This is a genomic window from Prochlorococcus sp. MIT 1306 (assembly GCF_047304515.1).
GTDB classification, from domain to species: domain Bacteria; phylum Cyanobacteriota; class Cyanobacteriia; order PCC-6307; family Cyanobiaceae; genus Prochlorococcus; species Prochlorococcus marinus_D.
Genome location: NZ_CP138959.1, coordinates 1372497 through 1392789, shown reverse-complemented (window position 1 = coordinate 1392789; position 20293 = coordinate 1372497). Strand labels below are relative to the sequence as shown.

Annotated in this window: 19 protein-coding genes; 14 read left to right on the top strand and 5 right to left on the bottom strand. The window is 50.4% G+C overall.

Going from position 1 to position 20293, the window contains the following annotated elements:
• Window positions 1-126 precede the first annotated feature (126 nt).
• Window positions 127-1059 carry a bifunctional riboflavin kinase/FAD synthetase gene (locus SIB74_RS07070; RefSeq protein WP_074159117.1) on the bottom strand — a complete coding sequence of 311 codons (933 nt, stop codon included), beginning with the start codon at window positions 1057-1059 and terminating at the stop codon, window positions 127-129.
• Window positions 1060-1104: 45 nt separating this feature from the next.
• On the opposite strand from SIB74_RS07070, the gene SIB74_RS07065 reads away from it, so the two are divergent.
• The 3 genes from SIB74_RS07065 (at window position 1105) to SIB74_RS07055 (ending at window position 4251) form a co-directional block, all read left to right on the top strand.
• Window positions 1105-1668, top strand: a complete 564-nt coding sequence (locus tag SIB74_RS07065) for a DUF3611 family protein (RefSeq protein ID WP_063395493.1) — start codon at window positions 1105-1107, stop codon at window positions 1666-1668.
• Window positions 1669-1742: 74 nt separating this feature from the next.
• Window positions 1743-3905, top strand: coding sequence for a sulfatase-like hydrolase/transferase (locus SIB74_RS07060; RefSeq protein WP_074159116.1), 2163 nt, complete (start codon window positions 1743-1745; stop codon window positions 3903-3905).
• Window positions 3906-3936: 31 nt separating this feature from the next.
• Window positions 3937-4251: a Nif11-like leader peptide family natural product precursor gene (locus tag SIB74_RS07055; protein ID WP_063395491.1), complete on the top strand. Its 315-nt coding sequence runs from the start codon at window positions 3937-3939 to the stop codon at window positions 4249-4251.
• Between the two features lie 127 nt (window positions 4252-4378).
• On the opposite strand, the gene surE is transcribed toward SIB74_RS07055, so the two are convergent.
• Window positions 4379-5188, bottom strand: a complete 810-nt coding sequence (gene surE / locus SIB74_RS07050) for a 5'/3'-nucleotidase SurE (protein WP_063395490.1) — start codon at window positions 5186-5188, stop codon at window positions 4379-4381.
• An 88-nt stretch (window positions 5189-5276) separates the two neighbouring features.
• On the opposite strand from surE, the gene pheS reads away from it, so the two are divergent.
• From pheS to SIB74_RS07035, 3 genes are all read left to right on the top strand, one after another.
• A complete protein-coding gene (gene pheS, locus SIB74_RS07045; RefSeq protein ID WP_011826559.1) occupies window positions 5277-6284 on the top strand; it encodes a phenylalanine--tRNA ligase subunit alpha in 1008 nt (335 codons plus the stop codon).
• Window positions 6285-6386: 102 nt separating this feature from the next.
• The gene (locus tag SIB74_RS07040) at window positions 6387-7295 is read left to right on the top strand and encodes an NAD(+) kinase (RefSeq protein ID WP_063395489.1); all 909 of its coding nucleotides are present in this window, start codon (window positions 6387-6389) and stop codon (window positions 7293-7295) included.
• A complete protein-coding gene (locus SIB74_RS07035; protein ID WP_231906017.1) occupies window positions 7292-7819 on the top strand; it encodes a DUF192 domain-containing protein in 528 nt (175 codons plus the stop codon). The genes SIB74_RS07040 and SIB74_RS07035 overlap by 4 nt, the downstream gene beginning before the upstream one ends.
• On the opposite strand, the gene SIB74_RS07030 is transcribed toward SIB74_RS07035, so the two are convergent.
• A complete protein-coding gene (locus SIB74_RS07030) occupies window positions 7816-9111 on the bottom strand; it encodes a bifunctional cobalt-precorrin-7 (C(5))-methyltransferase/cobalt-precorrin-6B (C(15))-methyltransferase (protein ID WP_063395488.1) in 1296 nt (431 codons plus the stop codon). The two genes, SIB74_RS07035 and SIB74_RS07030, sit on opposite strands and share 4 nt — an antisense overlap.
• 89 nt (window positions 9112-9200) lie before the next feature.
• Here SIB74_RS07030 and SIB74_RS07025 point away from each other — a divergent pair, with 89 nt between their 5' ends.
• The 6 genes from SIB74_RS07025 (at window position 9201) to ribD (ending at window position 15313) form a co-directional block, all read left to right on the top strand.
• Complete coding sequence (locus SIB74_RS07025; protein WP_063395631.1) at window positions 9201-9473, top strand: hypothetical protein; 273 nt, start codon at window positions 9201-9203, stop codon at window positions 9471-9473.
• 190 nt (window positions 9474-9663) lie between these two features.
• A complete protein-coding gene (locus tag SIB74_RS07020) occupies window positions 9664-10278 on the top strand; it encodes a hypothetical protein (protein ID WP_063395487.1) in 615 nt (204 codons plus the stop codon).
• A gap of 102 nt (window positions 10279-10380) precedes the next feature.
• A complete protein-coding gene (locus tag SIB74_RS07015; protein WP_063395486.1) occupies window positions 10381-10968 on the top strand; it encodes a calcium-binding protein in 588 nt (195 codons plus the stop codon).
• A gap of 103 nt (window positions 10969-11071) precedes the next feature.
• Window positions 11072-13585 (top strand): GH116 family glycosyl hydrolase, encoded by a 2514-nt coding sequence (locus SIB74_RS07010; RefSeq protein WP_063395485.1) that lies wholly within the window; start codon window positions 11072-11074, stop codon window positions 13583-13585.
• 81 nt (window positions 13586-13666) lie between these two features.
• Window positions 13667-14203 carry a DUF3122 domain-containing protein gene (locus tag SIB74_RS07005; RefSeq protein WP_369818011.1) on the top strand — a complete coding sequence of 179 codons (537 nt, stop codon included), beginning with the start codon at window positions 13667-13669 and terminating at the stop codon, window positions 14201-14203.
• Between the two features lie 3 nt (window positions 14204-14206).
• Entirely contained in the window at window positions 14207-15313 is a 1107-nt protein-coding gene (gene ribD / locus SIB74_RS07000; RefSeq protein ID WP_063395629.1) for a bifunctional diaminohydroxyphosphoribosylaminopyrimidine deaminase/5-amino-6-(5-phosphoribosylamino)uracil reductase RibD, read from the top strand.
• Window positions 15314-16209: 896 nt separating this feature from the next.
• Here the strand turns inward: ribD and SIB74_RS06995 are convergent.
• On the bottom strand, window positions 16210-17004 hold the full coding sequence (locus tag SIB74_RS06995) for a potassium channel family protein (protein ID WP_063395628.1): 795 nt from the start codon (window positions 17002-17004) through the stop codon (window positions 16210-16212).
• A 93-nt stretch (window positions 17005-17097) separates the two neighbouring features.
• Here SIB74_RS06995 and SIB74_RS06990 point away from each other — a divergent pair, with 93 nt between their 5' ends.
• Complete coding sequence (locus tag SIB74_RS06990) at window positions 17098-17265, top strand: hypothetical protein (protein WP_197463266.1); 168 nt, start codon at window positions 17098-17100, stop codon at window positions 17263-17265.
• Between the two features lie 108 nt (window positions 17266-17373).
• The gene (locus SIB74_RS06985) at window positions 17374-19236 is read left to right on the top strand and encodes a hypothetical protein (protein ID WP_063395483.1); all 1863 of its coding nucleotides are present in this window, start codon (window positions 17374-17376) and stop codon (window positions 19234-19236) included.
• A gap of 219 nt (window positions 19237-19455) precedes the next feature.
• Here SIB74_RS06985 and SIB74_RS06980 read toward each other — a convergent pair whose 3' ends face one another.
• Window positions 19456-20112 carry an SOS response-associated peptidase gene (locus tag SIB74_RS06980; RefSeq protein WP_063395482.1) on the bottom strand — a complete coding sequence of 219 codons (657 nt, stop codon included), beginning with the start codon at window positions 20110-20112 and terminating at the stop codon, window positions 19456-19458.
• Window positions 20113-20293 lie beyond the last annotated feature (181 nt).

The following is a 20293-nucleotide window of genomic DNA, read 5'->3' as shown; positions in this document are numbered from 1 at the left end:
TTCAGATAGCACCATGAACGTTCTGATCTGGGGGGTTGTTCTTTTAGGTGGGATTGGGGTGTTCATTGTTTGGGGTTTGACGAATGCTTATCCCACCCCTGCTTGATCTTGCCTTTTAACGCTGGCTTATCGGACCTTCAATTTGCTGCGTGCTAGGTCGGCATCGCGGCCAATCTGGGTGCTGAGTTCTTCAAGGTTTGCGAAGCGTTGCTGGCCTCGAAGTCTCTGGATCGGTTCAACCAATACTTCGCATCCTTCCAGGTCCATTTGCTGATCCAGCAAATGGACCTCTACGGCGGAGGGCGATGTTGGATCCACTGTGGGTTGGGGACCCAAATTCATCACGGCAGCAAGGGGTTCGCATTCATCTTTGACTGATGCCCAGGCGGCATAGACCCCAAGACCTGGCAGGAATTTGCGACCATCAACTTGCAAGTTGGCTGTAGGCCAGCCCAGTTTTCGCCCAAGGCCGCGGCCGCTGACGACACGGCCGCGGAAGCGATAGGGCCGGCCCATCAGGGTCGTTGCTGCCTGTAGATCGCCTTCGCTGAGAGCGGAGCGGATGCGGCTGCTGCTCATCCGCCCCTCTGTGTCTTCCAGGATCGGCAACACCATCACTTCCACTCCGGCGGCTGTGGCGAGCTGCTGCAAGGTGGTTGTGTCGCCCTCACGATTCCGTCCGAAGCGGAAGTTGGCCCCAACGGCAATGCGCTGCGCTTTGAGGGTGTGGATCAGCATTTGCTTCACAAAGGTTTCGGCACTGAGGGATGCCAGAGCACGATCGAAGGGCACCAGCACAAGTTGTTCGACACCAAGCGGAGCGAGGAGGCAGGCTTTTTCGGTAGGCAGGTCCAGTCGTAATCGCGGTTCGCCATAGAGCACTTCGCGGGGATGGGGCCAGAAACTCACCACCGTTGGCACGCCAGGCGCATTGTTTACAACAGCCTCAATAACGCGGCGATGGCCAGCATGAAGGCCATCGAAACTACCGAGGGCAAGCGCTGTCGGGGTGCTTGCCTGCTGAGGGGGGTAGAGAGGAATCAAGGTGGCCGTGCACATGGCGCGCGTAGATGGCAAGTTTGAACGACCGCCGCAAGAACTTGGATGGCTGACCCTCTCGATCTTCAAATGGTTTCGCTCGGGTTGCGTCGCATGGGATGGATTCGTTTTTGGATACAGACAGTGCTTGGGGTTGTTGTTGTTGGCGTGCTGTTGTTCAACAACATCGGCAGCAGCTTGGCCCGCAACTCGGAGCGAGCACTCGGGCTTGGTCCTGGCTTGTCGCTGACAAGCTTGGCGTTCTTGTTTTTGCTGTACAGCCTTTGGCAGGGTTGGCTGATCGTTCGCCTCGGCAGGGCCCTCAACAGTGCTGTTCGCCCCAGCCGTGGTGAGACCAGTCGTCTGCTCAAACGGGGGGTGATTGTTGATCTGCTCGGGTTGGTGTTCTCCTCCGTTGGGTATCAGTCGTTGGCTGGAAGTTTGTTTGTACAGGCGTCGATGCAAGCGCCGGGAATCTCGATTGGTGCAGGGCGATCCGCATTAGATAATTACCCGATCACCTCCTTGGAGATGCTTTCGGTTCTGAGCAACACCCAGGTGTTATTTGCGCATTTGGTTGGTCTGATCTTTTCGCTTTGGTTGTTGCAGAGGATTTATCGCACAGGATGAAGAACAAATTTCTTTTTTCTTAAGATCAAGGAGAAAAATTCTACTTAATATGAAAAATATATTGAAGATTTTTAGTGTCTGCTAAGTCCAAATCTCCTAAGAATCTTGTCGTTTTTATTCGTGATCAAGTTCAAACTCAGTGGTTCCCAGAGCAGTGGAAAGCTGACTTCTTGCCTACGACGAATTGGCTGAAAGATAATGGATTGTCATTCTCAAATGCTTATGCCAGTACTTCGATGTGCACGTCCTCGAGGTCTACTTTTTTTACTGGAAAATTCCCTTCTCAACATCAAGTTAAAAATGTTTTAGACGAAAATCATCTTGATAACGAAATCATTCAGAATCAGATTCAGTTAGATCCGCAGCTTCCTAACCTTGGGAGCCTCTTTAGCCAGGCTGGTTATGACACAGTTTATTTTGGAAAGCAAGATCTCCAAAAATCCTTAGCCCTTAATGAGATTATCGGCACTGATGGAGAGGTTGTTAGGCCTTCCTCGATTGCTTACACAAATTTAGATGAATATGGTTTTGGGGACGGTACGCCTGCTGTTCCTGATTGGGAAGGAAAAGATGCGGGTGGTGATTCCAGTGACAGGAATTATGGTGGTGGATCTGCTGATTGGGATTCTAAATACATTGAGCGAGCTAAGAATTGGCTTAATCAAAGGATTAATGATGGAGATGAAAAACCATTTGTCATGGTTGTTTCGTTAGTCAATCCTCATGATGTTCTTGCTTATAACTCTGAAAGTTGGATTGACAATCCAGATCATGGTGGTTACGCCAGTGAAACATGGCTAGATGCGGGGATTACAGCTTTGCCACCAACAGTCAATGAAGTTAAGAGTCAGAACAATAAACCGCCGATTCAGACTACATTTGAAGCTGCCGCAAATAAAGGACAGCAAAATCTAGATAGTGAAGAGTTGCAGTTAAATTATCTGAATTTCCTGGCTAACCTTACCCGTAAAGCTGATGAGCAGCTTGGAGAGGTTTTGAGCTTGCTTCAGGAAGACGATGACTTGTTAGAAGATACATTGATTGTAAATACGACTGACCATGGAGATATGTCGATGGCCCATGGTGGGATGACGCAGAAAATGTTTAATGCGTATGAAGAGACGAATAATGTTTTGTTGACTTATTCCAATCCCAAGCTTTTTGGGAGAAATGCTAAGTCTTCTGATGCACTAGTTTCCCATGTTGATTTTTTGCAAACCATTGCTTCTTACATGGGGGTTTCTCAAGAGTTTATCGATGATGCTGATTTAAGAGGAGTTGATTATTCCTCAATCCTTAGTGCGGCTGAAAAAGGTGCTGGGAATCGATATAAAGGTCTTAATGTTCAGGATAATGTCCTGTTTACATTTGATGATATTTGGTTTGGTAATGACCCTGACTCAGGACTGCCGAATAGTTCCATTCATGGATCTTTGCCAGGACGCAATCGAATCCAATCAATTTTTACAAAAGATTATAAGTATAATCGTTATTACAGTCAAGATTATGATTTAATAAATAGGGTTTCGGATACGTGGAACGCAGATACAGTTTGGTTTTCTGAATATTACGATATAGCTCCTGATGGTAATGATTATTTCGATGGTGGAGCTCCTAATGTATTCAATTCTTTTGAATCGTTTTCGCCAACACCACTTGAGATGAAAAATCTTGATCCTGTCTATGGAGGCTATCAGCCTAGTCCAAAGCAATTAATTGATCTTAAAAAATTATCCAATACTTTGGAGGATTCTGTAGATGAGCGCCTTCAGCCGCTTAGAAGGTTTGATCCCGTTACGGGCGAAGAAGTGATCGTGACTAGTCTTGATGATCCATCTGCTCCGGAGATCTATTTTTATAATGGAGGCATCAAGTATCGATCGGATAATGATCTAAAGGGTGAACCTGCTTATGCCTATGGGTTTGGTGACCCATTGATTCAGTTCTTTGATCTGGAAGGCGATAAAAAGCTTCTGGAAATTGCTTTCACCACGCGCTTTGGTAATGAATATGCCGTTGTAGGGCGTTCTGCTGATGGAGAAAGTGTGGAAATTTTAGAGCTTTTCGTTAGCGATACCAACGTTAATTACCAAGAGACCCCAGTTGTTCTAGGAACCAATGGCCCCACTATCCAGTATCGACTTGTTCCTGATGATTATCAGATCGGTGATATCGGGATCGCTTGGGATGGTGGAGATGTGGTGTGGGTTGCAGACCAGCTTGCTTCCTCTATTTAGTTTCGATGGATGACCTGATTTTGTTTTGGCGATGACTTCATCTCCGGTTGAGGCTTTTATTGCTAAGGCCCGAAAAGATCCTGAGCTGCTTGAGCAGTTAGAGGGCTGCTCGATTGAACAATGGGGTGATCAGCACACTCCTTTAGATGTAGACTTGGATCGGGTTGTTGAAGTTGCTCAAAAGGCAGGATTCCAGATTTGCCGAGCTGATTTAATCGCTGCTCAGTGCAAGCAGTTGGATGGTTTCTGGTCGTTTGAAATGAACAATTCTTTTGTGGCACGTCGTTGTTTGGAGACGTTGCAGTGTCAGGTTTCAGATCCCGCCTGGAGAGTCCGCTATTACTGAGTGACAGCCAGACCTCAATGAGTTAAATAGATCGCACTGAAGTTAGTTGACTCTGTATAGTTCTGGCCTGAAGTTTTCCCATGGCTTGTCTTGATTGGGCGCAGTAATTATTTTCATTGTTTTCTAATTAGTTAATCAGTTGTCCATTCATACTGAAACTCGGAAGAGCAGAAAGATCACCACGCCAAAACAGATCGGGTTGGATGGGTGTCAAGGAGGGGGAATTTGTTTCGATTTGGGCCACGTCGCTGGGCCAGTCGCGTGGACCATCGCCGGCGGTCTCAAGATCTTTCACCACTTCTCCTGCTAACCAGAAGTAGGTGCGGCTGTGCGGATCGACACGTCGACTGAACTGTTCCTCGTAGTGGCGTATTGAAAGGCGAGTCCAGCGCAGTGATCCCATCTGCTCTGGATGGCAGGGGGGAATGTTGAGATTAAGCAGCAGGTTGTTGGGCCAGTTGTCTGCCAATGCATTCTCTGCAACATCCATCGCTAACTCGGCAGCAGCCTGGAAATCCCTCCATTGGAAGCAGGCGACGCTAACCGCAAGCGCCGGCAATCCCTCAAGGGTGCCTTCCATTGCTGCGGCCACCGTGCCTGAACAGAACACATCAGTTCCTAAGTTGGGGCCATGGTTGATCCCGGAGAGCACCAGATCGGGCTTCTCTGCCAAGAGTTCAGATAGGGCCAGTTTGACGCAATCTGCCGGCGTGCCGCTGCAGGACCAAGCCGTCACACCTGGCCCGTAGAGCTCATCGACGCGTTCGGCTCGGATGGGGGTATGGATGGTGAGGCCATGGCCGGTAGCAGAGCGCTCATGGTCGGGACAGACCACTGTGACCTTATGGCCGCGGCTGGCGGCGGCAGCGGCGAGGCAGCGGACGCCTTCAGCTAAAACTCCGTCATCATTGCTAATCAGAATTCGCAACGGAGTCATCTCCTTGTATCCACTGCGGGGAACTTAATCATGATGACTGCCTAAAGCATGATGACTGCCTAAAGTCAGTGGCTGCGATCTTTTTTCAGTGAGCGCCACTATCTCCTTGCAGCAGCTCACCGACCAGCTTGATGCCCTTGAGGCTGAGGCGGTGTCTGCTATCGCTGCTGCCGCAGATGCGGATGCCTTGGAGCAATTGCGGGTGAGCCTGTTGGGCAAGAAAGGTCGCTTGTCTGGTGTTCTCGGGGCGATGGGCAAGCTCCCTAGTGAAGAGCGACCGCTTGTTGGTCAGCGCGCCAATGTGCTTAAAACACAGGTGCAAAACCTGCTAGGGGAACGGTTGCAGGTGGTGAAAGCGGCAGCTTTGGCTGATCGGCTGCTGCGGGAAACGATTGATGTCACTGCGCCTTCCAGTGGCATTCCTGTGGGCCATCGCCACCCTTTGATTACAACAACTGAGCAGATCGTGGATCTGTTTTGTGGTTTGGGCTATCGGGTGGCTGAAGGCCCGGAGGTAGAGACCGATCACTACAACTTTTCCGCCTTGAATATTCCCGAGGACCATCCCGCTCGAGACATGCAGGACACGTTCTATCTGGGCGGCAATCTGCTCCTGCGAACCCACACCTCGCCTGTGCAGATTCGTTATCTAGAAGAGAATCCGCCGCCGGTAAGGATTGTGGCGCCAGGCCGGGTGTATCGGCGTGATGCAGTGGATGCGACCCATTCGCCTGTCTTTCATCAGGTTGAGGTGTTGGCCATTGATGAAGGCCTTGATTTCAGCCATCTGCGCGGCACGGTGATGGCCTTCCTGAAGGCATTCTTTGGCGATATGCCGGTGAGATTTCGGGCTAGTTATTTCCCCTTTACCGAACCATCGGCTGAGGTGGATGTGCAGTGGCGTGGGCGTTGGCTGGAGGTGATGGGTTGCGGCATGGTGGATCCAGCAGTCTTAGAGGGCCTGGGGCTTGATCCAGAGCGCTGGAGTGGGTTTGCGGCAGGCCTTGGTGTGGAACGCTTCTGCATGGTCCGTCATGGCATCGACGACATTCGCAGGCTTTATACGAGTGATCTGCGCTTCCTTGAGCAGTTTTGAGTCGATAGCCGATCGTGCACTGGATGAAGCATCGCCGCGTTGCTGCATCCAAAAACAGCTGAATCCCCATAAAGTGAGGTCGTTGTTTGCTTCATTCGATCGGTGCCCTGTGTCGGACTGATCGTTAATGACGGCAAAGAGTTGGCGGTAGAGACCGCATTGACCCTTCAGGCGCGGCTTGAACAGGCTGGTATCGAAGTGGTCAGAGCAAGTAGTTCTGGCGGAATGGTTGGCTTTGCCAATCCAGATCAGCATTTGCGCCTGCTTGGTTACAACGCGTGCGTACCTGAGGGATTCGATGCCTCGATGGCACTGGCGATTGTTCTGGGTGGTGATGGCACCGTGCTTTCGGCGGCACGGCAGACAGCTCCTGTGCAGGTGCCAATTCTCACCATCAACACCGGACACCTTGGCTTCCTGGCGGAGGCCTATTTGGCTGATCTCGATCGGGTGCTTGAGCAGGTGCTTAATAAGCAGTGGACGATTGAGGAGCGTTGCACCCTGGTGGTGAGTGTGTTGCGCGGTGATCAGCGCCGCTGGGAGGCACTCTCTTTGAATGAAATGGCCTTGCATCGTGAACCGCTCACGAGCATGTGTCATTTCGAAGTCGCGATCGGTCGCCATGCGCCAGTGGATATCTCTGCTGATGGCGTGATCCTTTCAACTCCTACGGGATCAACGGCTTATGCACTCAGTGCAGGAGGCCCGGTGATTACACCTGAGTGCCCGGTGCTGCAGCTTGCACCGATTGCCCCTCATTCGCTGGCGTCAAGAGCGCTGGTTTTCAGCGACCAGGAGCCAGTGACTGTGTTTCCAGCGACGGCTGATCGCTTGATGATGGTGGTTGATGGCAGTGCGGGTTGTTATGTGTGGCCGGAAGACCGAGTACTGATTCGTCGTAGTGATCATCCTGTGAGATTTGTGCGCTTGGCAGATCACGAGTTCTTCCAGGTGTTGCGCAACAAGTTGGGATGGGGTTTGCCGCATGTTGCTAAACCTGATCGAGTATGAGCCGCAGGGCCCTCTGCTTGCAGTGGGGGAAGAGATTGCGGTTTCCTCTGCTCTGGGCAGGGCTGGCGGTAGGTCTCAGCGCTCTTTCATCTATTGGGGTGCGAGCAGAACCACCGCCTCAGTATTTGCCCCTCGAGGCTCAGTGGTGCCTTGAAAGCGGCTCCTGTTTGTTATTGGAGGTAGCGGATAAGGCAGAGGAACAGCGCTTGGGATTGATGCAGCGCCATGCCTTGCCATCAGGCCAGGGCATGTGGTTTCCGTTTCAGCCTGCAAGGCGATTGCGTTTTTGGATGCACAACACCTTGGCCGCGCTTGACATGGTGTTTGTTGATCAGGGCCGCGTGATTGCGATTGAGGCGGCTGTGCCTGTTTGCCCGCATTTGCCCTGCCCGAGTTATGGCCCGAAGCTGCCGGCGGATGGAGTGGTGGAGTTGGCGGCCGGGGAGGCAGCACGGCTATCCATCAAGGTTGGTGATGTTGTGCAGATTCAACCTTTGCCGAAGCCTGTTGATTGGCAGCCTTAAGGCCGCGTGCCTTTGAGGATCATCACCGGGTTCATCGGCGCCATGCGTGTGCCGTCTGCCAGCGGCAGGCCCCTCCAGGCTTGGTGTTGACTCACTTTCACTGTGAAACCTAAGGCTTCAAGTAGAGGCCTGAGTTCTGCCATGGCCTCGACTGTGGCCAGTGGAATCACGACGACTCCATGTGGTTGAAGTTTTTGCAATACGGCCTTGAGCAGAGCAGCTCGCTGGCGGCCGCCACCCCCTAGCAGCACCCGATCGGGGTTGCTGAGTTTTGCTGGCAAATCTGTTCCATTCAGCAGGCTGAGGGCCTCAACTTCGAGCACTGCAGCAGGCTGAACGGCAAGCCTGGCAGCATTGGCCTTGATCAGCGCTGCGCCGCCACCACGCTTTTCAACAGCAAGCAATTGCAGTTGTGGGCGTAGGCGTAGGGCCTCTAAGCCAACGCTGCCAACTCCAGCGCCTAAATCCCAGAGCACGCCCTGTTTTGGCAGCTCTAACTCTGCGAGGAGCTGAACACGAAGCTCCCGTTTGCTCATCAGGCCAGGGCGATCGTCGTGCTGCAGGAACAAGCCATCGTCAAGACCGAACAATGGAAGTTCGCCTGGATCTCCTGGTGGAGCAGCTTGTTCGGCAAGCAGCACAACCATGTGTAGGGGATGAAGATCCGATGGCAAGGCATCCTGTGGTGTCAGCCGTTGCACCCGTTCATTGGCGTGTCCGAGCTGTTCGCAAAGCCACACTGCATAGGCAGCTTCAAGGCCAGAAGCGCGCAAAATCGTACGCACCTCTTCGGCTCCACCGCGGCTGGGATCGGTGAGTACAGCTAGAGCTGCGGGGCGTTGTTGCAGCTTTTGAGCCAAGGGGGCCGGGTCACGGCCATGCAGGCTGATCCAGGCGGCATCCTGCCAAGGGCGTCCAAGCCGGGCAAAGGCTAGTTGCAGTGAAGAAGGTGCTGGGTGGAAATGCAGTTGATCAGCAGGACATGCCTCGAGTAGTCGCCTGCCGATGCCGAACCAGAGCGGGTCGCCGCTAGCGAGCACGACGGCGGTGCCCTGCCGCTGGCGCAACCAGGCGATTAGTTCATCTGGTTGATCGCTGGCCATCAGTTCTGGCAAAGGCTGATCCGTTTGCTGCTGCTGCCACCAGCTCGGCAGTTGCGGCAACAGGCGACGGGGTGCGGCCAGCCCTTGGGCTGAGAGCACCAGCTCTTGCAATGGCGAAGCAAGGTGATCTAAGCCTGCGGCATCGGTGCCGATGACGTGGATCGCTGCGGAGCTGATTGAGGCGGGCATGTTGTCATTCTCGGCTGAAAGGTTGTATGGCTGACTTGTCGTTGCCTTGAATGGTGAACAGCATGGAGGCGGGCAAGATGGCGGACGAGATGGCGGGCAAGGTGCGAAAAACTGAACAGGAACAGGATGCTTTTGTGCTTGATCGCCGTCGGCGTTTGCATGAGTTGGTGGTTGCCTTGATTCAACAGCAGGGCGAGCTGGAATTGCTTGATGGCGAAGCCCCACGCCTTGATGTTGCTGCAAGTTCAGCTCAAGCTCATGATCCAGCGCGCTGGTTGGATCGCAATCGCCGTGTGCTGCAGCGCTACCAGGCCTTGGTTCGTTCTGCCGTCACCATCGATGCTTTGTTAGATGCTGAATAGGGCGTAAGAGTTCGGCAGTATGTTTGGTCTAGGGGCGCATTAAGAACTGACGGATCAATCAATTGAATGATGATTAGCGCGTGGTCGAAATAAGATTTGCAAATGTAAGCGTTGACATAAAGAAATCTTTAAGAAGAGTGCAAATAGTAAAAGAAGATTTGATGATCGCATTAATTATTTCTTTCCGATTATGGGTCAGTTGCTTCCAAGTCCGAATGAAGAGTGGAGCACGCTCTCTACAGAGGAGGCTACTTCTAATAGTGTCACTTATAACAATTATGGGGAATTAATTAATATATATACGCTAACAAATAACAACATAATTGATAGCAACGGTCAGCTGATTAATTCAACAAGTTCCTCGGCACAGCCAGGCCCTTTGCATAAAGGCATTCTGCTTAACGTTGCGGGCGCGATAATTAACAACAATGAAAATGCAGTGCTTGTGAATGCCTCTATAATTAATAACATTGGTGTTCTGAATTACAATCTTGGCAGTACACTAATTAATCGAGGTTCTGGAATACTGACGAATGAATCCGCTAGCAGCGGCAACAGCGGTGGATACCTGTTGAACATGGGAACGATTGACAATTCGGACAATTCACTAGGAGCAAAGGGTTTTATTAATAACGGTACCTATCAAGGAACTGGACAAATTAAAGGCAGTTGGACAGACCATGGAACTGTCAAGCCAGGCAGTTCTGCAGGCGGAATGCTCATTGATGGTCACTACTACAAGAAAGATGGCTCAAAAGAAATAGAGCTAGGCGGTACATACCACGGAGATGGCGACCGCACTTGAACTGAACACGATTGGATTGAGATTAATGGTGATCTAGAACTCGCAGGAAACCTCGATGTTTCACTGATTGATGGCTTTAAGCTTTCTGCTGGTGATTCATTTGTGATCACAAAAGTCGATGGAGATCTCTCTGGTCAATATGAAGGTCTTGATGAAGGAGATTCAGTAGGCAGATTTAAAAGCGATAACGGAGGCACTCTTGATCTGTTTGTGACCTACCAAGGTGGTGATGGAAATGATATTGAGCTCTACACCCAATCATTCTTAGGTGTTCGTCCTGAGAGCTTGAGTGATTCAAGAATTATTGGTTCTGATGCTGATGATTCCTTAACTGGAACCTCTGCAGATGAAGTGATCTTTGGAGCTAGTGGTGATGATGTTTTGTTAGGGCGCAGTGGAGATGATCAAGTCACAGGAGGCAATGGTGATGATTGGCTTGATGGTGGGTCTGGAGATGACAAGCTTAAAGGTGATCGTGGTGCAGATACCTACACCCTGAGTCGTGGTGATGATGTGATTATCGGCTTTTCATTCGCTGAAAACGATCGCATCTCTGTTGGCGATGGAGTTGAGCTTTCCTTGACGCAAGTTGGAGATGATCTGTTGCTTACATCAGATGGGATTCACACCACATTGCTGGATGTGGATAGGGGTGAATTCTTTGTGGCTGATGTTATTGACTTTATCTGAGCTATAGAAACCTTTGTTTTGCTATCAAGGTTCAAACGATGCCTTGATGGCTCTGGCTGAGCGCTTGATCTGCTGACAAGCTGGGCACATCATTTTTTGCCCCATGGCCCTTTTTGGCTTGTCAGCTTTCAGGTCCTTGTTTAAGCGTGGATCGAGCTTGAAGCCTCGGAGTGTGCCTGCCGCCAGCTGGAGCCGTGCTTTCGGATTGGCTTGGCAACAGCCTTACACGGTGCGTTATGCCAGCAATCTCGACGATGGGCCCTGGCATGGCATGCCCCTGGGAGGCTTCGGGGCCGGTTGTATCGGGCGTAGCCCTCGCGGTGATTTCAATCTCTGGAATCTTGATGGTGGTGAGCATTGGCAGGGCAGCATTCCTGATTGCCAGTTCGCTTTGTTTGAGCGGCAGGGGGATCAGGTGCGTGCTCATGCGCTGGCTACAGCGCCACAAACCGATGACTCTCAGCCTGAACTAAACAAGCCTCTCTCCTCTTGGAGCTGGTATCCAGCCAGTACAGAGCAACGCACGACTGGTAGCTATTCAGCTCGCTATCCGCTCAGTTGGACCCATTACAAAGGAGTCTTCGCTGCTGAACTGGTTTGCGAGGCGTTCAGTCCAATCCTTCCTGGTGATTACCGACGCACCAGCTACCCCCTGGCCGTGTTTCGTTGGCAGCTTCAGAACCCAACATCGCAATCTCTGGAATTGTCGCTGCTGCTGAGTTGGCGCAATACATGTGGCTGGTTTACGAACACTGATCCCTCCGCCAGCGTTCATTTCCGCGATGACGGCAGCCCTGAACACAGTTATGTGCCTGCCATCGGACGTGGCGAGGGGCAGTGCAATCGTTGGATTGATCAGCCAGGGCTGATTGGTGTCTTGATGGATGGTGAGCGAGCTGACCCCTTGGCTGAGGGGCAAGGGCAGTGGTGTTTGGCTGTCCCTGATCATCTGCCTGGTGTGGAGGTGATGCGTTGTAGCCGTTGGGATCCCAGCGGAGATGGCAGCGAACTGTGGAGATCCTTCGCTAGTGAAGGAACCATTGCAAACAGCAATGACAAGCACAAGAGCTTGGCGGGCGAGCAGACCAGCGCTGCTTTAGCGGTGAAGGTCACCCTGGCGCCTGGCGAAAGTCTTGAGATCCCTGTGGTGATCAGTTGGGATCTACCGGTGACGGCTTTCGCTTCAGGCGTTCGCGATTTACGCCGTTATACCGACTTTCACGGCAGCGATGGTCAGGCCGCCGCCGCTCTTGCTGCCGAGGCCTTGCGTGATTGGCCTGATTGGCGTGAGCAGATTGATGCCTGGCAGGCGCCGGTGCTGGCGCGTGAGGATCTGCCTGAGCGTTTGCGAATGGCTTTGTTCAATGAGCTCTACGACTTGGCTAGCGGTGGCAGCCTTTGGACGGCAGCCCGTCCAGGAGATCCGGTGGGTCGCTTTGGGGTTCTTGAGTGCTTCGACTACGCCTGGTACGAAAGTCTTGATGTGCGCCTCTATGGCTCCTTGGCTCTGCTGCAGTTGTGGCCTGAGCTCGATAAGGCTGTCTTGCGTAGTTTTGCTCGAGCCATTCCAGCGGCAGATGCCACACCACGACCAATCGGCTGGTATTTCACCCAGGGGCGTGGCCGGGTCGAGGCCCCCCGCAAGAGGGCGGCGGCTACTCCCCATGATCTGGGAGCACCGAATGAGTCGCCGTTTGATGCCACCAACTACACCGCTTATCAGGATTGCAATCTCTGGAAAGATCTGGCCAGTGATTATGTGCTGCAGGTATGGCGAACGTTTCTTCTCTCACCGAATGGCGAAGATCTGAGCTTCTTGGCTGAATGCTGGCCGGCGGCAGTGCAGGCCCTCAGTTATCTCAAGCGCTTTGATGTCAATCACGATGGTCTGCCTGATAACGGTGGCGCTCCGGATCAGACCTTTGACGATTGGCCTTTGCAAGGCGTGAGCGCCTATTGCGGGGCTCTCTGGATTGCAGCTCTTGAGGCTGCTCTAGCAATGGCACAGCGCTTGCATTTGGACTTAGGATTGAATACGGCAGAGGAGCAACATCAGTTCAGCGGTTGGCTTGAGCAATCACGTGCCAACTTCGATCGGCTGCTTTGGAATGGGGAGTACTACAAGATCGATGCTGAGAGTGGTACGCCGGTAGTGATGGCTGATCAACTCTGCGGTGATTTTTATGCTCGCTTGCTGGGGCTGCCGTCTGTTGTTGCTGATGAACGCAGTCGCAGCAGTTTGAATGCAGTCAAGGAGGCCTGCTTTGAAGGTTTTGAAGGCGGCCGTTTGGGAGTCGCCAATGGTTTGTGCCGTGATGGCATGCCACTTGATCCCAAGGGAACCCATCCCTTGGAGGTATGGACTGGCATCAACTTCGGTCTAGCGGCCTACTACCGACTGATGGGCGATGCCCCGACGGCCACAGCCATCTGTTCAGCGGTGGTCAATCAGGTGTATGGCGGTGGTTTGCAGTTCCGCACCCCAGAAGCGATTACTGCAGCGAAGACCTACAGGGCATGCCACTATTTGCGAGCAATGGCTATCTGGGCCCTGTGGGCAACGCATACCGATTGGCAGTTGATTCCAGGTGCTGAACGGGCAGGGTCTGAGGGGTGAATGAGTGACGCCAATCTGTGCGGGATGTCCTATCGGCATCGATAGTTTTTTGCATACGCTGTGAAGACCTTCTTTGAGGTCATGGCCAGCGCAGGGAGTTCTGCATCGCATCGATGGCCTGGCCTTTTCATGCTGAAGAGGGCTTTGGCTTGCTTCTTTGTGGCTGTTGTGCTGTTGCTGCTCAGCCCATCTCTTGTCCAGGCGCAGGTGTTGACCAATGAAAGTGATGAAAGTTCTTTATTTGTACGCAGCTTTGAGACCCTGCGTGATCTCGAGTATCACAGTTGGCAGGTGGTGGCTTACCGCCAGGGCCCGCCAGGTGAGCCAGTGGTGTTGAGGATTGTTGGTTATCCCGGCAAGGTTCGTCTCAATCATCCAACCGCACTGCTCGTGCATGCCGGTCGCCGAGACTGGGCCTTGGATGACATCACAATGGCCAGTCCGCAATTGGCGAAGGATGGCCGTGAAGCAGCAGCAGAATTCGATCTCAACCCTTTGCTGGATGATTTAACCAACAATCGCCCGCTGCGTTTGCAGCTCGCCGGTGTGTTTACTGAACTGCCTGTGCCTCCTTATGTCGTCAGCGAGTGGCGTTCATTGCCGCAGGCTGCTCAATAGTTGATGAACGTCAACCCCTCTGCCAGTGCTGTTTGGCTGCCATGGATGCGGCGGGCGTTGCACTTGGCTGCTCTCGCAGATGGTCGCACCAGTCCCAACCCTCTTGTTGGGGCAGTTGTTCTAGACAAGGCTGGCAAGCTTGTCGGAGAGGGTTTTCATGCCCGCGCTGGGCAACCTCATGCTGAGGTAGGCGCTCTCACACAAGCTGGTGAACAGGCCAGCGGTGGAACCCTGGTGGTCACTTTGGAACCCTGTTGCCATCAAGGCCGCACGCCTCCCTGCACGGAGGCCGTCATCGCTGCCGGACTTCGCCGAGTTGTGGTGGCAATGCAGGACCCAGACCCACGCGTTGCTGGGGCCGGCATCACTCGTTTGCGTGATGCCGGACTGGAGGTGATCACTGCTGTGTTGGAGCCGGAAGCAGCACATCAGAACCGGGCTTTTGTGCATCGTGTTTGTACTGGGCGCCCCTGGGGGATTCTCAAATGGGCGATGAGCCTCGATGGACGCACCGCTCTGCCCAATGGCGCCAGTCAGTGGATCAGTGGTGGTGAAGCGCGTCGCTGGGTGCATCGCTTACGTGGCCAATGTGATGCTGTGATCGTTGGCGGCGGCACTGTGCGTGCGGACGATCCGTTGTTGACCAGTCGTGGGCACTCTGACCCCGAACCAAAGCGGGTGGTGCTGAGTCGCAGTCTTGATTTGCCTCAACAAGCTCAGCTTTGGAACACTGCAGTGGCTCACACCCTTGTTGCACATGGCCTAGAGCCTGGCCATGAACAGTTGGCTCATTTGCCTGAGGGGCCTGAGCTACTTGCTTTGCCTGCCTCTGAACCGCTTGAGTTGCTTCAGGCCTTAGCTCAACAAGACTGCAACCGTGTGCTGTGGGAATGCGGGCCAGGCTTAGCAGCCGCAGCACTGCAGCAAGGCTGTGTTCAAGAATTGGCGGTGGTGGTAGCTCCCAAGCTGTTGGGTGGCCTGCCGGCCAGAACATCACTTGATGATCTTGGCCTCACAAGCATGAAAGATGTTGTTGGGCTCGCGTCTGGCTCATTGCAGTCGTTAGGGGCTGACTGGCTCTTGCAATATGAGCTTTTTAAGCATTGCTGAGATCTACGCAATACCTATCGTTTGAATATTGTTGGAGTAAGTTGTATTTATGTATTGGATTGGTAAATATTTTCAGAGGCTGACTACAGAAAGTCATCTCAACAATGTTGAAAGCATCAATAGATGATTGTTGTTGTGCATTTAGCAATTGACAAGACTCCGAAGTCTTTATAGGTCTTTTTGATTTTAATGGCAATGCTAGTCAAGTCATCTGTTAGTCGAGCTGAAACCACCACAAGGCTGATTAACAGGAGAGAGATATGAGATTTATGCTTGCGAAAGCTATTTGATGATTGATTTGATGCAAGATAAATTCCATCAATAATTTAATACCCTCAAAAAAATTGTTTGACCTAGGCAATCTTCCAAGGCTTAAAACTTAAAGGAGAGGTGCTAACATATTAAGACAATTTGTAGCATAGGGAGATGATCATTGGCATGAGGCAGGGTGCCTGATCAGAGAGATGGCTTGCAATTGCTCATGCGATTCCAGTCGTTACTCTCAATCGCTAGAGCTTGCTTCGATAAGCTCGCACTTAATCCAGCAATGTTTATCTTCAACTAGAAATCGAGATCAAGCAGGACTGGCAATGAGTGTAACGACTAAATCATTAACCTATTGCGACAGACTACCTGTCCAGAAGTCTATGCCTGTTTAAATAATACTTTATAACAGTATTAGCAGTGTAGCCATTGACGAACTAGCCTGCATTATGTTTCTAGCATCTTAGAATTTTAAATAGATATTATCTTGCTGTATGCTTGCCGATGGGATTGAGAAGGCTTGGGATGAAGACACCCATTAATTGGTCTCATTCTTCTTAGGAATTCGATGCTCGCCTCTATAGCATAGAGTTTATGCTTTGATCTTGATGTTTTTAAGTTAGACGCAAGATTCATCGATCTTTTTGATCAGTAGTGACCTCCTGCTGTGAAGGCTGAATGTCTTTTGGAGTCGATTCTTTGTTAAGCCACTTGCTGTTGGTATTGCCGGAGAATCTGCTGATCAGCGCACCCATCATCAGAGTTAGATAAAGGGGGCCAACAATGCTGGTGGCCACGCTCACCATCCTTGCTGCTGGCAAAATCGGCTTGATCCCCCCGAAGCCAACGGTGGTTAGGCACACGAAGGCAAAGTAGTTGATCTCGGCAAATCGATGAGGCGTATTCAGCACGCTGTGATTGGTGCTGTTGATGGCCTGGTTGGGTAAATCCAGGAGCGCAAAGCTGTTGGGTTCAACCGTATACAACGCATTCATCACCAGGCCGGCGCTGATTCCTAAGAGTAAGTATCCAGCGGCTGCTCCCATCAAAACCATTTCGCTGACTTGGCGCTCACGACTCAGCTGTTTCACCAGTCGAATTAAGCTCCAGCCCACGAACAAAATCCAGCTCCATATCAGGGGAATACCGCTGTAGGTCCAGTGACTTGGTGTGAGCAGCCAGAACCATAGGCTCAGCAATGCTGCCCATCCCAGCCATTGATAGAGCCGTTCTCTCCAGACATGATGTTTGACTTTTCTCGCCAGCAACCTGGTGATCAGAATTGCGATGACTGAATAGCAAATTGGAGCAGGCCAATAAACTTGCGGTATGGCAAAGCTTGCCAATAGCAACAGGGTAAAAGCGAGCAAGAGGCGATAAAGCCTGTCTCGATATTGATGTTTTCGTTGCCGTGGTGTAGTAGTCACCCGAAACAATCAGCTCATAAAATTCTTAGTGTAGCGATGCGTTTGTCAAGCACCTGCTTGCTGAGAAGAAACGGTTTCGATGATTCCTTCTTGATGTTGAGTCGTGGTGATCTTAATTCTCAGGCAATTGATGCTTTAGAAAGTTTCTTTGCCTGTGATCGTGCCTTTGACAGGCACAAGAAACATCGGGATCATGGACCATTTGAAGATGATTTCACACGATTTAACTTTGCTGCTGTTCTTCTGGGCTCAAGAATTTAGTTGTTTTGCATGGTTTGCCGCTTTGCCAGGTCAAAGTAAAACATAATAATGACTCGTCTTAATCACCTACACTGTAGACAATGATGTTGACCGAGGAGAGCAACGGCCATGTCTAACAAGCAAGCTAATTTGTCAGCGACAAGCCAGAAGCCGGGAAAGCAAAAAAAGAATTTCCCCTTGAGCCTTTGGTTGGGAATTCCAGCTGCAATGCTTTCGATAAGTCTTTTGGCATATTTCGTCGGCAATCTGAAAACTCTGCTTGAAACTTTACCGGAGAGAGCTTCAAAAGAGGGCAAACAGTTTTTGTCAAATTATGAAATCATTGGCCATGACATATTTTTGATTATTCTAGCATTGGTGCTTTTGGTATTAGTTTATAATTTAGTGAAAAGTTGTTCCGATCTTAAGCTCGTTATTGATAAAGGAAATATCAAGAAAGTGATCTCTAATGTCATCAGACACCCTTTCGTTTACGGAATATTCATCATTTATTTGATTATGATTGTGAATAATGCAAGCTGGCATTATCCAGAGTTAGTTGGATGGTATTCCGATATATTTGAATATGATCTGTTAGAGAATTTTCGCTTTCTTGATGGTTTTGTTGGTGAGACGATGCGCCGCAATGACTTTAGATTTTTCCCCTTGGCTCATCAAGACATACATCTTTTGAGTTGGCTAACTCCTTATCCAAAAGTCTGGGCGATACTCAATGCTATTGAACTAGCCGTTGTCGTTATTTTTATCACAAAGTTTATCAGAAAGCTTACTAATAATTTCCTCCCTTCGCTTTTATTGCTGACGACAGTTCTTGTTCTAATCAATCCCGTAACAGCAGTTGTTTTCTTTCAGTTTGTTTATTCGGAACGACTACTTGCAACTTTTTTGGTTGTTTTTATTTACAGTTACCTTTGCTATCAGCAAACGCAAGAAGATAAATATTTCTACTTGACATTAATAACTGCTCTTCTTGGTATCTTTCTCAAGGACATAGCTTTTATATTCTTTATTGGACCAGCTGTAATGACCTTGTGCTTAGGTTTTGCAGGGCGAATGGCCAATCATTCCTATCTGCCCAGATTGGGCTACGAATCATCCCCAGGATCATTTCGCTTGGAGCGCTGTCTGATCTTCTTGATGGCTGCCTATCTCGTCTCCTATTTCTTCCTGAGCTTCTTGCCTAGCAACTATTTGCAAAGGGGAATATATAGTGAAGGCAATCAATTCTCCCTGGTATTTGATGGCAGAATCTTGATGATATGTTTTGTATTTGCAGTTCGTTTGTGTTTAGTTTTCCTTCGCAAAATTCAGGTTAATCTTGTTGATGCACTAAATGCATCTGCGATTATATATATTCTGGCCACTTCTTACTTTGTCGATTTTTCAATGGGCAATCACTTGTCCTTTCCTGTTCAGATCGTTTTTGCAATAGACATTACATATTTTGTTGCCTTGCTGACTCAGAGTTATTCTTTTAAAAAGTACTTTGGTAAGATGATGGCGACAGCATTTGTCTTTGTTGTTGCTTCTTTTACGGCATTGCTCGAATGGCCTAGTTTTTTAAGTCGTCTCACGTCGACGAAAAACCGTCAGGATGACTGGGCCTCTACGTATTATGCGATTAAGAAGATATCAAAGCAAATGAAGAGAAACGGGAAAGAGGTCAATATCATCTTTGCCAAAGGTTGGTACAACGAACATAGGCATTTAAATCGTTTAACCTATGATCGTCTTATTAAGATTGATCCTGCTACAGGAAAATACATTGTCAAGGAAGGAATGGGAAGGAGAGATAAGAGCTACAATTACATGCCAAAAGATGGCGATCTTCTCTTGAACATTGACCGCCAGCAATTCAAGGAACGCTTGCCAATGATAGATTTTAGTTGTTTCCAGTTGCTTTATGATGCAAACCCTAGTGTGGGTTATGGCAAAATCTATCGTTATATGCAGAGTCAGTGTTCATCCTAAGTCGTTGGCTCTATTCGATTCTCAAAGTTGTTCCAAGCTGTTGTTGCTATGATTCTAATCAATATTTATCTAACTCAGTCATGATGCTTTCTACGCTTTGTTTCCATTGATGCTATTGACTCTCTTTGATTGTTTGTCCTAGCAGTTTGTTGAACTGATTAAAGTTAATGCTTATGCGTCGGTTTATATGGTTGATTCCTATCAGTTTTCTCTGATCGATCAGAACAGCTGTAATTGATTTGGGTTGGTCCTTGAAGCCATTCTGGGGGCTTGGCTTACACACCAATCATGTGGATCCCAAGGGTTAAGCAAGCTTTCAAGTGCATGCAAGTGGGTGGCATCCCCTTCTTCCAGCCAGGCCTCTTCTAAGCCATTTGGCACGATGACAGGCATCCGCGTGTGCAGTGGACGCACTAAGGCATTAGCGCGCGTGGTGATGACGCAGCAGGTTTCTACTTCGCTGCCATCGGGCCCGATCCAGTGATCCCATAGCCCCGCCAGCCAGAACGGTTCACCATTGCACCGATGAATCCGTTGCCCTTTTTCATAAAAACCATCGCTAGGTAATAGACAGCGGTGATGACGCCAAGCTGAGCGAAAAGATGGCTTCTCCGCAATGGTTTCGGCACGAGCGTTGATTGGCCTTGGGCCTCGCCAGGGATCTTTCACCCAGCTGGCCAAAAAGCCCCAAAGAAAATGGGTTACATCCGTATGTCTTTGATGCTCTCTTAGCGCGAGCACAGGCTCGCCTGGGTGGATTTCAGCGCGAGGGGCGTAGTGGCTTAGCCATGTTGACGAAGAGCTGTTGGCCAGCCAAGGCGCCAGGTCCTTTCGCAGAGTGTCCCTTGGGGTGGTGAGGCTATAGCAGCCACACATGGTTCCTCTCTCTCCCAGGGCTTGATTGTCTCTGATAAGACCTTTCTGTTGATCTGCTTTGTGTGTTTGCCTTGATAGATGGTCGAGATTGTAATTTGCTTACTCGTCAGCCTCTCTTAGCTGCTCAACACAGCTGGTGAGACATTCGCCGTCATCAAGTGAGCAGGTTGAAATGCATTCA